The organism is Brevundimonas sp. GCM10030266 (genome assembly GCF_042666595.1).
In the GTDB taxonomy this organism is placed as follows: Bacteria; Pseudomonadota; Alphaproteobacteria; order Caulobacterales; family Caulobacteraceae; genus Brevundimonas.
This window is the reverse complement of sequence record NZ_JBHTCY010000002.1, coordinates 163,235-177,172: the sequence shown is the minus strand read 5'-3', so window position 1 is coordinate 177,172 and position 13,938 is coordinate 163,235. Positions and strand designations below refer to the sequence as shown.

Genomic DNA, 13,938 nt, shown 5'->3' with positions numbered 1-13,938 from the left:
TCGTGATTGAATGAGTGTTGACGAAGATCGAAATCGGTGAAAACCATCAGGGCATGGCGACGTCAGATCGCCGAGGAAACATCACAGGATAGGGAGGGCCTGATGGGCCGTAGTCTCTGGATTTCGACGTCCGTCGCGGCGCTGCTCTGGTGCGGCGTCGCTCATGCGCAGGACGCTGCGCCGCAGTCGCAGGAACAGGTCTCGACGCTCGGCGAGGTGGTCGTCACCGCCGAGCGGCGCACGACCAACCTGCAGGAAACGCCGATCGCGGCGTCGGTCCTGACCGGCGAGCAACTGCAGAACAAGGGCGTCATCAACATCGAGACCCTGCAGTTCTCCATGCCGTCGGTGACGGTGCAGAACTCGGGTCAGGGCAACAGCTTCAACGTCCGGGGCATCGGCAAGACCGAGAACAGCTCCAGCATCGGCGTGGGTGTCATCACCTATCGCGACGGCGTCGCGGTCTTCCCCGCCTATTTCCAGAACGAGCCCTTCTACGACATTCAGAGCCTTGAGCTCCTGCGCGGTCCGCAGGGCACCTTCGCCGGTCAGAACGCCACCGGCGGCGCGGTCTTCATCACCCAGCGCAACCCCGACCTTTCGGGCGTGAACGGCTACATCACCGGCCAGTACGGCAGCTACGATAATGTGCGTCTGCAGGGCGCGGTGAACGTGCCGCTCGGCGACACCTTCGCCATGCGACTGGCGTTCAACCGCGAGGAGCGCGACAGCTTCTACGAGGTGATCCAGGGCACGCCGACGACGGGCAACACGCCGGGCGAATATGAGAGCGAAAGCTATCGCGCCAGCTTCCTGTGGGAGCCGACCGAGGCGCTGCGCGTCCTCTGGAAGAACGATTACAGCCGCGTCGATCTGGGTGGCTATCCGACCACCCCGCTCGCGGGCCGGGACGGCCTGTTCAACCTGCGTTGGAACGGTCCGGCGCTGGCCCAGGACGAGACCTTCCGGTCGGTCCTTAATATCAGCTACGCGTTCGACAACGGCATCACCCTGCGCTCGGTGACCGGCTATCAGGACGGCACCACGGCGGTGCGCGCCGATCTGGACGGGACGGCGACCCTGCCGTTCGAGTCGCGGATCAAGGCGGACCAGCGGCTGTGGTCGCAGGAGTTCAACCTGATCTCGCCGGACACCGGCCGGCTCAGCTGGATCCTGGGGGCCTATTACCAGGACGACCTGATCACCTTCCCGCCGGGTCAGTTCAGCACCAGCCAGTATCTGTCGCCGACTGTTCCGCTGCTGATCCACATCACGCTGCAGGGTGAGAACCCCAAGACCACTACCGCCGCTTTCGGTCAGATCAGCTATGACCTGACGGACTCGCTGGAACTGCAGGTGGGCGCCCGCTATTCGCGCTCGACGGTCGAGAACGACGCGATCAGCGCCATCCCGGAAGCGGGTCTATCGATCGCCCAGAACGACCGGGTCGAGGAAGACAAGATCACCGGCAAGGTCGCCCTGAACTGGACGCTGGACGACGACAACTTCCTCTATGGCTTCGTGGCGACGGGCTACAAGGCCGGCGGCCTGAACGGGCCGAACATCCTCGGCGCGCCTCCCGGACCGTTCGAGGGCGAGGAAGTCACCGACATCGAGCTGGGCTGGAAGTCGACAATGCTCGACGGCCGCGTCCGCACCCAGCTGGGCGCCTACTACAACATCTACAAGAATTTCCAGGTCATCGTCGGGGATCCGGTGGTGCCGACCATCACCACCATCTCGAACGTGGCGGGCGACACCTATCTTTACGGCCTGGAGGCTTCGGCCCAGGGGCGCTTCGGCGCCCTCGGGTTCGATTTCGGCCTCTCGCTGTCGAAGTCGGAACTGGGTGACTTCTTCGCCATCGATCCGCGCGGAGCCATGGCCGGCGGCTGCAACGGCCAGTCGGGTCCGGCGGGCCCGACCTGCATCAATGTCGGCGGCAACCCGCAGACCTATGCGCCGGAGATGACGCTGAGCGCCGGGGTCGAGTACGACTTCGCCGTCGCTGGCGGCACCCTGACGCCGCGGGTGGACTTCAGCCACATCTCGGAAACCTGGGGCACCATCTTCGCCAACGAAGCCCGCGGGGACCATCTGGACGCGCGCAGCATCGTCAACGCCCAGCTGACCTGGGACAGCGGCACCGGCTGGATGGCCCAGGCCTATGGCACCAACCTGACGGACGAAGAGTACATCGGCGCCGTGAAGTCGGGCCAACGCTACGCAGGCCCGCCGCGTCAGTACGGCGTGCGCCTGACCCGGACCTTCTGATCCGCCTCGGGGCGGGCTTCGGCCCGCCCCATCCTTTCTTCCCGAGTGCTTTTCTTCCGATGACCGTTCAGCCGAGCTTCGACATTGCGACCGATGGGGCGACCGATGGGGTGACCCTGGCCCCGGCGGGTTCGCCGCTGTCGATGATGGACGGCATGCAGGCCTGGGGCCTGACCATCGACAAGTTCCTGGTCCATGCGGCCCGCTGGCATTCCGACGTCGAGGTCGTCTCCTGCGACATCGACGGCGAGGTCAGCCGCATGGGCTACGGCGAGGTCCTGCGGCGTAGCCAGCGTTTGTCGGGCGCGTTGCAGGACCTCGGACTCGGCCTTGGCGATGTGGTCGCCACCCTGGCCTGGAATACCCGTCCGCATATGGAGATCTGGTACGGCGCCATGGGCGTCGGCATCGTTTGCCATACGCTGAATCCCCGCCTGACCGCGGTCCAGCTGGCCTCCATGCTGGAGCAGTCCGGCGCGACCCTGCTGGCCTATGGCGCCGGTCTGGCGACGCTGGCGGATGAGATCGCCGCCCTGCGGCCCGCTCTGCGCCTGATCGCGCTGGATGAGCGTCCGGAACCCGGCAGCGAAACCCTTGACGTCGAGGCCCTGATCGAGGCCGGGGAACCGGCCGTGTGGGGCGGCTTCGACGAGCAGTCGCCGGCGGGGCTGTGCTTCACCTCCGGCACCACCGGCGCGCCGAAGGGCGTGATCTACACTCACCGCTCCAACTATCTGATCACCTTGCGCTCCCTGCTGGCGGACTCGCTGGGCCTGACCCGGCGCGACGTCGTGCTGGTGGCGGTGCCCATGTTCCACGCCAACGCCTGGGGCTTCCCGTTCTCGGCCCCGGCCGTGGGCGCCAAGCTGGTCCTGCCGGGCCGCGTCACCGACGGCGCCCGGCTGGCCCGTCTGATCCGGGAGGAGGGGGTGACCCTGACCGCCGGGGTGCCGACCGTCTGGCTGGGTCTGGTCGATCATGTCGAGGCCGCCGGCGAGGCCGTGCCGTCGCTGGAGCGGATCGTGCTGGGCGGCTCCGGTTGCCCGGAGGCGCTGATGAACCGGCTCGAAGCCGGCTTGGGCGTCCGCGTCCAGACCAGCTGGGGCATGACCGAGCTGTCGCCGACCGGCACCCTGTCCTCGCCGGGCGAGCCCGCCCGCGCCTCGGGCTGGCCCTCAATCGGGCTGGACATGCTGCTGACCGACGCCGAGGGCGTTCCCTTGCCGGAGCAGCGTGGCGTCACCGGTCATCTGAAGGTCAAGGGCGCCAGCGTCGTGAACCGCTATCTCGGCGCCGCGTCCCCGGCGCTGGATGCGGACGGCTGGTTCGACACTGGCGATCTGGCCCACATTGACGAGACCGGCGCCCTGACCATCACCGGCCGCTCCAAGGATCTGATCAAGTCGGGCGGGGAGTGGATCAATCCGGGCGAGATCGAGAGCATCGTCGGCGCCATGGACGGCGTCGCCCTTGCCGCCGTGATCGCGCGCGCCGATCCGAAATGGGGCGAACGTCCGGTTCTGGTGGTCGAGCTGCGCCGTGAGATCGAGGACACCGCCTTCCGCGCCGCGCTGAAGGGCCGGGTGCCGGACTGGTGGCTGCCGGATCAGGTCGAGCGGGTCGAGGCGATGCCGCAGGCGGCGACTGGCAAGATCGACAAGGTGCGCCTGCGCGCCCTCTACGGACAGGGCGTATGACGGCTTCCCGTTCGCTCAAGGTGGGCCGATCCTCTGCGGAACTGATTCCGCAGGAGCCTGCCGTGACCGCCAAACCCGCCACGACCCGCCGCAAGGCCGCGTCGGCCAAGACCCCGGCGAAGCCCAAGGGCCGCTCCAAGGCCGAGCAGCGCGCCGAGAGCCTGGAGCAGATGCTCGACGCCGCCGAGGAGCTGTTCTCCAAGCACGGCATGTACGGCGTGACCCTGAAGGACGTGGCGCAGAAGATCGGGGTGCACACCTCGCTGATGCACTATTATTTCAAGGACAAGCAGGACCTGTTCGAGCAGGTGGTGAAGCGGCGGGCGCCGATCACCATCGGGCGGCGGGTCGAGGCGATGAACCGCTATGCCGAGGAGACGGGGGAGCATCCGACCGTCGAGGGGGCGCTGCGGGCGTTTCTGGACACCGACCTGAACCTCTACATCGAGGGCGGCGAGGGCTGGCGGAACTATGGGGCACTGGGCGGCCAGCTGAACAACACCCCGATCTGGGGCGCCGAGCTGATGTGGGCGAATTTCGATCCGGTTGTCCTGCAACTGATTGATCTGCTGAAGAAAGCCATGCCGGACGCGGCCGAGGAAGACATCTTCTGGGGCTACCATTTCGTGACCGGCGCCCTGACCCTGAGCCTGGCGCGAACGGGCCGGATCGATCACCTGTCCGGCGGCCTGTGCCAGTCCGAGGACTTCGAGGCCATCAAGGCGCGCATGGCCAAATTCATGGCGGGGGGCTTCATGGCCATCTGCCAGCAGCGCGCCGCGGAACGGAACAATGCCGATGCGTAAGTTCGCCGGATTTCCAGTCGCGGGGCCCGAGGCGCTGGGCTTCGACAGAGACAGGCTGGACAAGCTCAACCGTTATATGGAGGACATGGTCGGGACCGGTCGGGTCGCGGGTGTCTCCACCCTGATCCTTCGCCACGGCAAGGTGGTCGAGCAGCAGACGCACGGCTCGGCCCAGCTGGGTGGCCAGACGCCGCTGAGCACGGACGCCATCTTCCGCATCTATTCCATGACCAAGCCCATCGCGGCCACGGCCATGATGATCCTGTTCGAGGACGGCCACTGGGTTCTCGATGATCCGGTGACGAAGTTCGTTCCGGAGTTCGCTGATCTGAAGGTGTTCGCCGGCGTCGGTCCGGACGGGAGCATGCTGGTTGAGGACGCCAAACGTCCGCCGACGATGCGCGAGGTGATGAGCCACACCGCCGGCTTCGCCTATGGCCTGTTCCCGGACTTCCACCCGCTGGAGAAGGCCTATCTGGAGAACCGGATCGCCCGGCCCGAGGGCGACAAGGCCTTCATCGACAGCCTCGCGGCCCAGCCCCTGATGTTCCAGCCGGGGACGGAGTGGTTCTACTCGGTCGCCTCGGGCCTGCTGGGCGTGATCGTCAGCCGGATCTCGGGCCAGTCGTTCGGCGACTTCATCCAGGAGCGCATCTTCGCCCCGCTGGGTATGGTCGACACGGCCTTCCAGACCCGCGCCGACAACCAGCACCGTCTGGTGACCTTCTATCAGGACGACCAGCAGGGCGGTCTGAAGGAGGTCGAGGAGGTGCTCGGCGCGCCGATCAATCCGTTCACCGCGCCGCCGGAGTTCGAGGATGGCGGCGGCGGGCTGGTCTCGACCATCAGCGACTACGCCCGCTTCGCCCAGATGATCCTCAACAAGGGCGAACTGGACGGGGCGCGGATCCTGGCGCCGGTGACGGTCGAGCTGATGGCCACCAATGTCATCCCTGACGCGGTTCTAGCGACGACCAATCCGTTGCGGCTGCTGCCCTTCAACCCGGCGTTCGGCTTCGGGCTGGGCTTCTCGGTCATGAAGGACCCGCGCCGTCTGGGCTCGACCGAGGGGCGGGGGACGCTGGCCTGGGGCGGCATGGGCGGCACCTGGTTCTGGATCGATCCGGAGAACGACCTGGTCTTCGTCGGCCTGATCCAGCGGTTCGCCGACCCGATCTCGGGCGAGTTCCGGGCCAAGGCCCGCACCTTCACCTACACGGCCCTGACCCGGCCGGAGCTCTGATTTTCACCAACGACAGACGGGCCTGAAGGTCCGCATTTCCGAGGAAACGAAGATGACCACTGTGGATGCCGCCGGCGACGCCGCCGGTCCCGTCGGTCCTGCGCCCGATCTGTTTCGCAGGACGAAGTGGGGCGTGGTCTGGCTGCTGACCCTGACCCTGTTCTCGGCCCTGACCGTCGGCGGCCTGCTGGCCCCGATCCAGGAGGCGGCCAAGCTGGAGCTGGGCCTCAGCGACATGCAGCTGGCCCTGATCGTCGGCACGGCCACGGCCATTCCGGTGGCCATCCTCGCCCTGCCCATCGCCTGGTATGTGGACCACGGGGTGCGGGTCCGGTTGCTGCTCATCCTCGCCTCGCTGTGGGCGATCGGAACCATCGGCACGGCCTTCGTGCAGGACTTCTACGGCCTGTTCGCGGCCCGCTTCGTGGCGGGCGTGGGCGCCGGCACGGCCTTCCCCGTGCTGGTTTCGATCCTCGCCGACGTCTGCCTGCCCGAGAAGCGGGGACGGGTGATGGTGCTGGTGTCCATGGGCGCCTGGGCCGGGGCGGCGGCCGCCTATTTCGTGGGCGCGGGCCTGTTCGGCTATTTCGAAGCCAATCCGCTGTCGATCTTCCCCGGCATGCCGGCCTGGCGGGCGTCGCATCTGGTTGTCGGCGTGGTGGCCGGCCTGCTGGTCCTGCCCCTGTTCCTGCTGCGCGAACCCAAGCGCTATGAGGTCGAGCAGACCAGCGTCGCCATCGGGCCGACGATCCGCGCCTTCTGGAACCGCAAGGCCTTCCTCGGCCCGCTGCTGATCGGCAATTTCGCCGGTGGCCTGGCCGAGGGCGCGGCGGCGCTGTGGATCGGTTCGGTGCTGGTGCGTCAGTACGATCAGACCCCGGCCCAGACCGGCTGGGTCGGGCTGGTGATCCTCGTCTCGGGCATCGTCGGCTCCCTGATCGGCGGCTTCAGCGCCGACGCCGGCCAGAAGCTGAAGATGCGCGGCGGCATTCTGGTGCCCGCGGTGATCGCCACGGCCATCAGCATCCCGGCCAGCGCCTATCCGATCATGCCGACGCTGCTGGGCTTCGGGCTGGTGCTGTTCGTGCTGCTGGTCGGCGGGACGATCGTCAATCTGGTCAACTCGGCGGCCATCGCCGTGCTCATTCCCAACGAGGAACGCGCCATCAGCCTGGCCGGGCTGAAGCTGGTCGCCACCATTGTCGGCGGCCCCATCACGGCGGCGATCATCGTCACCATGACCGGCTATATGGACGGTCCGAACGGTCTGGGTCTGATCCTGACCTGGCTCGGCGTGGTGACCGGGATCATCTCCCTGATCGCCTACTGGTTCGCCATGCGGAACGCGCCCCGTCCGGTGGCGGAGACCCTGCCCGAAGCCGCCCCCACCGAGGCGGTCTGAGCCATGGCCGCCTCCAGCCCGCACGCGGTGGTCAGCATCTCGCGGCTGGCGGCCATGACGGGGGTCACGCCCCGGGCGCTGCGCCACTATGAGGAGCTGGGCCTGATCCGGCCGCACCGGGCGGCGCACGGGGTGCGGCTGTTCACCCCCGACCAGTGCGATCAGGCCGCGATCATCGCCCTGCTGCGCCGGTGCGACGTGCCTCTCGAGGCCGTCCGCGAGGTGCTGGGCGAGCCGCCCGCCCGGCGCGAGGGAAGCATCCGCAAGACCCTTCAGCGCAAGGCCGACGAGCTGCGCGACCAGCTGGCCGGGGTGACCGCCGCCTTGGCGACGACCCCGACCGGCGCCCGCCGCGACGCCGCCTGATCCTGTCCTCCAACGGAGCTGAACCATGACCCGAGCCTTGATCGCCGGCGTCGGCATGATCCCGTTCGCCAAACCGGGCCAGAGCGCCGACTGGGACGTCATGGCCGAACAGGCCATCCGGCAGGCCCTGACCGATGCGGGCGTCGGCTACGAGCAGATCCAGCAGGCCTACGCCGGCTATGTCTATGCGGACTCCACCGCGGGCCAGTCGGCCCTGTACCGCGTCGGCTGCACCGGGATTCCGGTGGTCAACGTCAACAACAACTGCGCGACCGGCTCGACCGCCCTGTGGCTGGCGCGTCAGATGATCGACGCGGGGGTGGTGGACTGCGTTCTGGCCTTCGGTTTCGAACAGATGCTGCCCGGCGCGCTGGGGGCGGTGTTCAATGATCGCAAGCGGACGCTGGACCACCATCTGACCACGCAGGAAGCCATCCTCGGCAAGGACGAGGCCGCGCCTCTGGTGGCCCAGCAGTTCGGCGGGGCGGGCCTCGACTATCAGGCCCGCTACGGCGCGCCGGACGAGGTGTTCGGCCTGATCTCGGTCAAGGCTCGCCGCCATGCCGCCAATAACCCGCTGGCCCTGTTCCGCGAGCCGATCAGCCTCGAGGAGGTGATGGCGTCGAAACACCTGTATGGCCCGCTGACCCGCTATCAGGCCTGCCCGCCGACCTGCGGGGCAGCAGCGGCGGTGCTGGTCTCGCCGGCCTTCGCCGCGAAGCACGGACTCGATGCGACAGTCGCCATCCTCGGCCAGTCGATGACCACGGACTATGCCGAGACCTTCACCGGCCGGTCGATGATGAGCGTTGTCGGCTATGAGATGACCCGTGAGGCGGCGCGGTCGGTCTATGAGCAGGCGGGCGTCGGTCCGGAGGCCATCGGCGCGGTCGAACTGCATGACTGCTTCTCGGCCAATGAACTGATCTCCTACGAGGCGCTGGGCCTGTGCGGGGAGGGCGGGGCCGAGGCCTATATCCGCGACGGCCGCAACACCTATGGCGGAGACCATGTGGTCAACCCGTCCGGCGGCCTGTTGTCCAAGGGCCATCCGCTGGGCGCGACGGGCCTGGCCCAGTGTTTCGAGCTGACCCAGCAGTTGCGCGGGACAGCAGGTGCGCGTCAGGTCGAGAATCTGGATTTCGCCCTGCAGCATAATCTGGGTCTGGGCGGCGCCTGCGTCGTGACCCTCTACGGACGGGCCTGAGCATGGCGGAGGACGCACCCGTCGGCATGGTCGACAGCCTGCCCGGCAACGGCGGGGCGCCCTCGGACGCGCTCGCCTTCGCGACGGCCTATGTGGCGGACGGCGAGATGGACGCGGCCTTGCTGGCCGCGCTGTCGGACCCGGAGAAGGCGGCGGAACGCGAGCGGCGAAAGGCGCTTCAGCGGCAGACCGACTGGGCCAACCTCGGCTATTATCGCGAGGACAATGCGGCCCTGGCCGGACAGAAGGCCGAGGTGGTCTTCATGGGCGATTCCATCACCGAGATGTGGCGCATCGCCCAGCCGGATCTGTTCACCGGCGGGATCGTCAATCGCGGGATCAGCGGTCAGACCAGCGCCCAGATGCTGGTGCGCTTCACGCCCGACGTCATCGCGCTGAAGCCGCGCGGGGTTCACCTGATGTGTGCGGGGTCAACGATGTCGCGGGCAACACCGGGCCGACCACGCCGGGGGATCTGCTGAACGCCATCAACGCCATGGTCGATCTGGCGCGGGCGCACGGGATCGAGGTCGTGCTCGGCACGCTGACGCCGGTCACGGGACTGCCCTGGGCGCCGGCGGTGCAGGATCCGCGCGGGCGGGTGGTGGCCTTGAACGCCGAGGTGCGGGCCCTGGCCGCGCGCCGAGGGCTGGGGCTGGCGGACTATTTCGCCGTGCTGGCGGATGGCGAGAACGCCCTGAAGAGCGATCTGACCCGCGATGGCGTCCACCCGACGGGACAGGGGTATCGCGAGATGCGTCCGCTCGCCGAGGCCGCCCTCGACGCCGCCCTGAACCGCTGATCGGCGACGCGGGCGCGCGCATCCGCAAGCTCTTAACGCCTGTTCAGCCTGTTCGGACACCATGCGCTAAGCCTGTCTGATCGCCAGACCTTAAGGCGTGCGCGGTTAGGTTGAGGTTGCAAGATGCAGAGGTGTCCCATGACCCGCAACCGTTCCATCCGCGCGCTCGCCCTGACCTTCGGCGTGGCCGCGACAACCCTTCTGGCCACCGGCGCGGCGCAGGCCGCTGACGGCCAGGCGGGAAGCACCTATCGCCTGACCGCCACCGTTCCGGTCGCCTGCTGGGTCCGTCCGGCGGGCACGGTTCTGGCCGCGGAGGGACGCACCGGGTCTGTCGTGGAGGCCTGCAACAGCCCGGGCGGCTTCACGGTGTCCGCCAGCTATCGCCCGCTGGCCGCCAACGAGAAGGCCAGCCTGGCCTATGGCGGTCGCACCATCTCCCTGTCCCGCTCGGGCGAGCAGGAACTGCGCCGCTCGAACATGGCGACGATCCGGACGGTGGACTACCAGTTCGAAGAGGTCGACCTCGACGAGCCGCTGGTCCTGTCCCTGATGATCCAGCCGATCTGAGACCTGCTTCGCGGCGCCTTACAGCGCCGCGACCGTCAGGGTGAGGACGTCGGTGTACTGACCGGCGCGACGACCGCTGACGTCACCGATGTTCACCGTCAGGGCGTAGTCGTCCGCGCGCGGGCGGTTCGACACCACCTCGATATCGCCGCCCGTGGCGAGGTTGATCGTCGACGCCCCCACCGACAGGCCGTAGTTGACGTACCATTCGGTCGCGCCCTGGCGCAGGCGGCCCTGGTTGAACGACTGGACCGAAACCCGGTAGCCGCCGGTGCTGAGGACGAAGAGCGAGGTGCCCAGCGTCTTTGGACCGGGGGTGAGTTCGCCCAAGTCGATGCGGGCGACGCCGTTGACCCGCTGAAACTCGCCCTTCAGGCCCATGACCGCCGCCGGGATCACATTGATGGCCAGGCTGACGGGATGTTCGGCCAGCGGAAGACCATTGTCGTCGGCCACGGAGATATAGGCGGTCTGGGAATAGACGCCCTGTCCCATGCCGGCTTCGGTGTCCGCCGCGAAGGTGAACCGCACCAGGGTGCGATCCCCGCCGGCGAGACTTATGGGCTGGGCGTTCAGGCGTCGCGAACTCTGGCCGGTGCGGGGCGTGACGTCATTGCCGCCGCGCTCGTCGATCAGGGCGTAGGCGATCTGGGCGTCGTCGCCCGGCTTGGTCAGCCCGAAGGCTTCCCCCCGCAGATCGACGCCGATCCGGCCGACGCAGGGCGTATCGCCCAGGTTGACCACAGCCACGTCGAACTGGCGCTGCAGGCTGTCGCCCGCGAAGGGATCGTGCTGGATCAGCCATTGATCGAGGGCGGGCTGGATCGAGAGCGTGCAGTCCGCCTGCGCGGGACCGGCCACAAGGACGACACCGGCGACGACTGCGCCGAGGCCGCTCAACAGGGAATGTCGCAAGCGCATGGGGATCCTGCCTCTCATTCTTGAACGACCTCGATCGGAACGCGGACGGTCGAGAGATCGAGAAGACCGTCGCTGTCTTCGGGAACGGTGAACTCGAAACCCTGGGCCGGGTTGGTGAACAGCTCAACCCTGTAGCGCTTGCCGGGCTCCAGCTTCTGGACCGCGAAGCGACCGACGGAGTTGGTGAAGAACAGTTCGGGCTCGGCCGTGGGGTCGTCGAGATTGCGGACGCGGCCCGAGATCAGGGCCAGCGGCCTGTCGCCGTTGCCGTGCAGACGCCCCAGGGCGCTGACGAAGGCGGCGCTGCCGACCTCGATCGCATAGCCCGACCGATAGGTGGGCCGAACGCGCCGGACGCCGTCGCCGACGTCGTAGCCGGTCGGCGCGTTGAGGGCGTCGTAGCGGATCGACTGGTTCACATAGGAGGTCAGTACGTTCGACAGCGCCGGACCGAAGGCGCCGCTGCGGGCGGTGTAGCGCCCGCCTTCCAGGCTTTCGCCGACAATCACGTCGCCATTGCGCAGGCTCTCGTGCGGATAGACGATGGCGAAGCTGTCGCTGATCGTCCGGCCGATCGCCCAGCGGCCGCCGGTGGTGGCGAGCGACGAGCCGATCCGCAGGCTGGTCACCTGTTCCTCGGCGATATTGCTGATGTCGCGGCCGAAGGCGGCGTGGGCGAGGGTGGCGTCGAAGCGGTTGGACGAATAGTCGACCTGGCCGGAGAGCGAGCCCGCGCCGTCGTCGTAGGTGGAGGCCAGGGAGTAGCCGAAACTGTCGACGCGGTTCTCGGGCGACTGCTGGAAACGCAGGCTGCCGGAGTTGCGGGCCGAGTTGTAGCGGGCTTCGGCCCGTCGGTCGTAGCGCGGCGTCCAGATCAGGGCGAAGGTCGCCCCGACCCCGTCGCCGTCAAAGGCGCTGAAGGGGCCGGTCTGCTCGAAATCGGTGTACTCCAGACCGAACTGGGCGCTCCACTCGGGGCTGAAACGATAGGTGGTGGAGGCGTTGAGCGTCCAGGCGTCACCGCGCGCGGCGTCACGGCTCATCCGGTAGGAACCGCTGACGGTGGCCACCCAGTCGATGTTCAGGCGTCGGGAATAGCCGCCGCTGATGGACCAGGATGTGGGGTTGTTGCCGAACCGGTTGCCCAGGCTGGAGAAGTCCTCGGACACGAACTCGGCCACGACGGTCCAGTTGTCGGCCAGGCCGTCACGCTCGACGATGTGATCAAAGCTGACCGCGGCGGCATAGCCGGCGCCGACGTCGTTGCTCTGGCTGGCGGACAGGTCGAGCTGGATGCGCGACCCGTTGTCGAGGATGAACTGCGTCTGGCCGGTCGCGGTCTGGACATGCTCGGAGGCCTGCAGGCCAAGGCCGAGCGCGGGCCGGTTGATGAAGGCCTTGCGCCAGTAGCCGGTGAAGGCGATGTCGCCCCCCGAATAGTCCGGCGAGCCGAAGAAGCCGTTGTTCGTGACGCCCAGATAGGCGCCGTACTCATAGTCGCCGGGCTCGAGGTCGATGCTGTCGAGATAGGCGCTGTAGCTGACCTGCTCCACCGCGCCGGACTGGCCCCGGATCTCGAGCTGGACGTCATTGCTGCCGGTGTCGAGCGGCAGGTTGCTGAGGTCGTACTGGCCGGGGTCGAGGCGGAATTCGCGCACGAACACGCCATTGCGCAGGATGCGCACCGTCGACTCTTCCTGCAGGACCAGTTGCCGGGTGCCGGCGAGCACATTGTTGCGGAAGGGCTCGAACCGTCGGCGTTGCCGGGCGACGCCGAGGCCGCCGAGCTCCACGAAACCCTGCCGGCCCCGGGTCTCGGGATCCAGATCGCCCAGATACCAGCGCCGGAAATCCTCGGGTTGATCGAAAACCAGACGCGCATAGCGGCGCTGCATCTCGTACTCGCCGGTGAACCGGTCCTCGCGCCCCTGGACATCGGCCTCGAGGACCAGCGACTTGTAGCGGATCGCCCCGTTGAGGAAGAGGCTGGGCGTCTCGACATCACCATTCGACATGCGACGGGAGAGGGCGACATTGGCGTTGATGTAGGCGCTGAACGGCTCCGGCGCCTGCTCGGGCGCATCCGGCGTCCCGCGACGGAAGAGCATGGCGGGCAGCCGCAGGTGCGGGTCGATGCGCAGGACCAGCACGGCCAGTTGCTCGGGATCATAGTCGAGCTGGATCCCGGTCGCGTTGATCTCCTCGGGCGCGAAGGACTCGACGCCCTCGAGAGAGGCGGCCAGGGCGGCCTGGGCCTCGTCGGTCAGGAGGGGTTTGATCAGGGTCTGGAAGCTGCTGCTCTCGACGATGAAGCGATCATCCCGGGTCAGCAGCACCGGCAGTTCGCCCAGAACCTGACGGTTGAAATTGAGGGGTACGGTGATCGCGATGTCGCGATCGTAGGGATTGATGTTCGGCCGCGCCGCCGGCTCCTGCACAGGAGAAGGGGGGGGCGTAGAGGGGGCGGGCGTCGGTGTGGGCGGAGGGGGATCCTGTGTAACGGGCTCCTGCGGGCGGAGGAGCGCGAGCGGGCTGTCCAGCATGGGCGCGGCGCGCGACAGGCCCGCGAGAGCGTACTCCACCGCGGAGTCCGCCCACGCCTCCTTGCCGGGTATGGCGGTCAGAACCGCCGCGACCCCCGCCGTCAGAA

General features: G+C 67.9%; 12 protein-coding genes. 10 read left to right on the top strand and 2 right to left on the bottom strand.

Features of this window, described 5'->3' with window-relative positions; translation table 11 throughout:
• The first annotated feature begins 102 nt into the window (after window positions 1–102).
• The 10 genes from ACFQQC_RS07420 (at window position 103) to ACFQQC_RS07375 (ending at window position 10,367) form a co-directional block, all read left to right on the top strand.
• Window positions 103–2,274: a TonB-dependent receptor gene (locus ACFQQC_RS07420; protein ID WP_376861217.1), complete on the top strand. Its 2,172-nt coding sequence runs from the start codon at window positions 103–105 to the stop codon at window positions 2,272–2,274.
• Window positions 2,275–2,333: 59 nt separating this feature from the next.
• The gene (locus ACFQQC_RS07415) at window positions 2,334–3,971 is read left to right on the top strand and encodes an AMP-binding protein (protein ID WP_376861216.1); all 1,638 of its coding nucleotides are present in this window, start codon (window positions 2,334–2,336) and stop codon (window positions 3,969–3,971) included.
• Window positions 3,972–4,033: 62 nt separating this feature from the next.
• Entirely contained in the window at window positions 4,034–4,777 is a 744-nt protein-coding gene (locus ACFQQC_RS07410) for a TetR/AcrR family transcriptional regulator (protein WP_376861214.1), read from the top strand.
• On the top strand, window positions 4,770–6,020 hold the full coding sequence (locus ACFQQC_RS07405) for a serine hydrolase domain-containing protein (protein WP_376861212.1): 1,251 nt from the start codon (window positions 4,770–4,772) through the stop codon (window positions 6,018–6,020). The genes ACFQQC_RS07410 and ACFQQC_RS07405 overlap by 8 nt, the downstream gene beginning before the upstream one ends.
• A 52-nt stretch (window positions 6,021–6,072) precedes the next feature.
• Window positions 6,073–7,422 (top strand): MFS transporter, encoded by a 1,350-nt coding sequence (locus ACFQQC_RS07400; RefSeq protein ID WP_376861210.1) that lies wholly within the window; start codon window positions 6,073–6,075, stop codon window positions 7,420–7,422.
• Between the two features lie 3 nt (window positions 7,423–7,425).
• Window positions 7,426–7,788: a MerR family transcriptional regulator gene (locus ACFQQC_RS07395; protein WP_376861208.1), complete on the top strand. Its 363-nt coding sequence runs from the start codon at window positions 7,426–7,428 to the stop codon at window positions 7,786–7,788.
• A gap of 25 nt (window positions 7,789–7,813) precedes the next feature.
• On the top strand, window positions 7,814–8,995 hold the full coding sequence (locus tag ACFQQC_RS07390) for a lipid-transfer protein (RefSeq protein WP_376861206.1): 1,182 nt from the start codon (window positions 7,814–7,816) through the stop codon (window positions 8,993–8,995).
• Between the two features lie 2 nt (window positions 8,996–8,997).
• Window positions 8,998–9,477, top strand: a complete 480-nt coding sequence (locus tag ACFQQC_RS07385; protein WP_376861204.1) for a hypothetical protein — start codon at window positions 8,998–9,000, stop codon at window positions 9,475–9,477.
• A complete protein-coding gene (locus tag ACFQQC_RS07380) occupies window positions 9,417–9,797 on the top strand; it encodes a GDSL-type esterase/lipase family protein (protein ID WP_376861202.1) in 381 nt (126 codons plus the stop codon). The genes ACFQQC_RS07385 and ACFQQC_RS07380 overlap by 61 nt, the downstream gene beginning before the upstream one ends.
• 138 nt (window positions 9,798–9,935) lie before the next feature.
• Window positions 9,936–10,367, top strand: a complete 432-nt coding sequence (locus ACFQQC_RS07375) for a hypothetical protein (protein WP_376861200.1) — start codon at window positions 9,936–9,938, stop codon at window positions 10,365–10,367.
• Window positions 10,368–10,385: 18 nt separating this feature from the next.
• Here ACFQQC_RS07375 and ACFQQC_RS07370 read toward each other — a convergent pair whose 3' ends face one another.
• Together ACFQQC_RS07370 and ACFQQC_RS07365 are read right to left on the bottom strand one after the other, a co-directional pair.
• Window positions 10,386–11,288 (bottom strand): hypothetical protein, encoded by a 903-nt coding sequence (locus ACFQQC_RS07370; protein ID WP_376861199.1) that lies wholly within the window; start codon window positions 11,286–11,288, stop codon window positions 10,386–10,388.
• Window positions 11,289–11,302: 14 nt separating this feature from the next.
• A complete protein-coding gene (locus ACFQQC_RS07365) occupies window positions 11,303–13,870 on the bottom strand; it encodes a hypothetical protein (protein ID WP_376861197.1) in 2,568 nt (855 codons plus the stop codon).
• Between the last annotated feature and the right edge of the window lie 68 nt (window positions 13,871–13,938).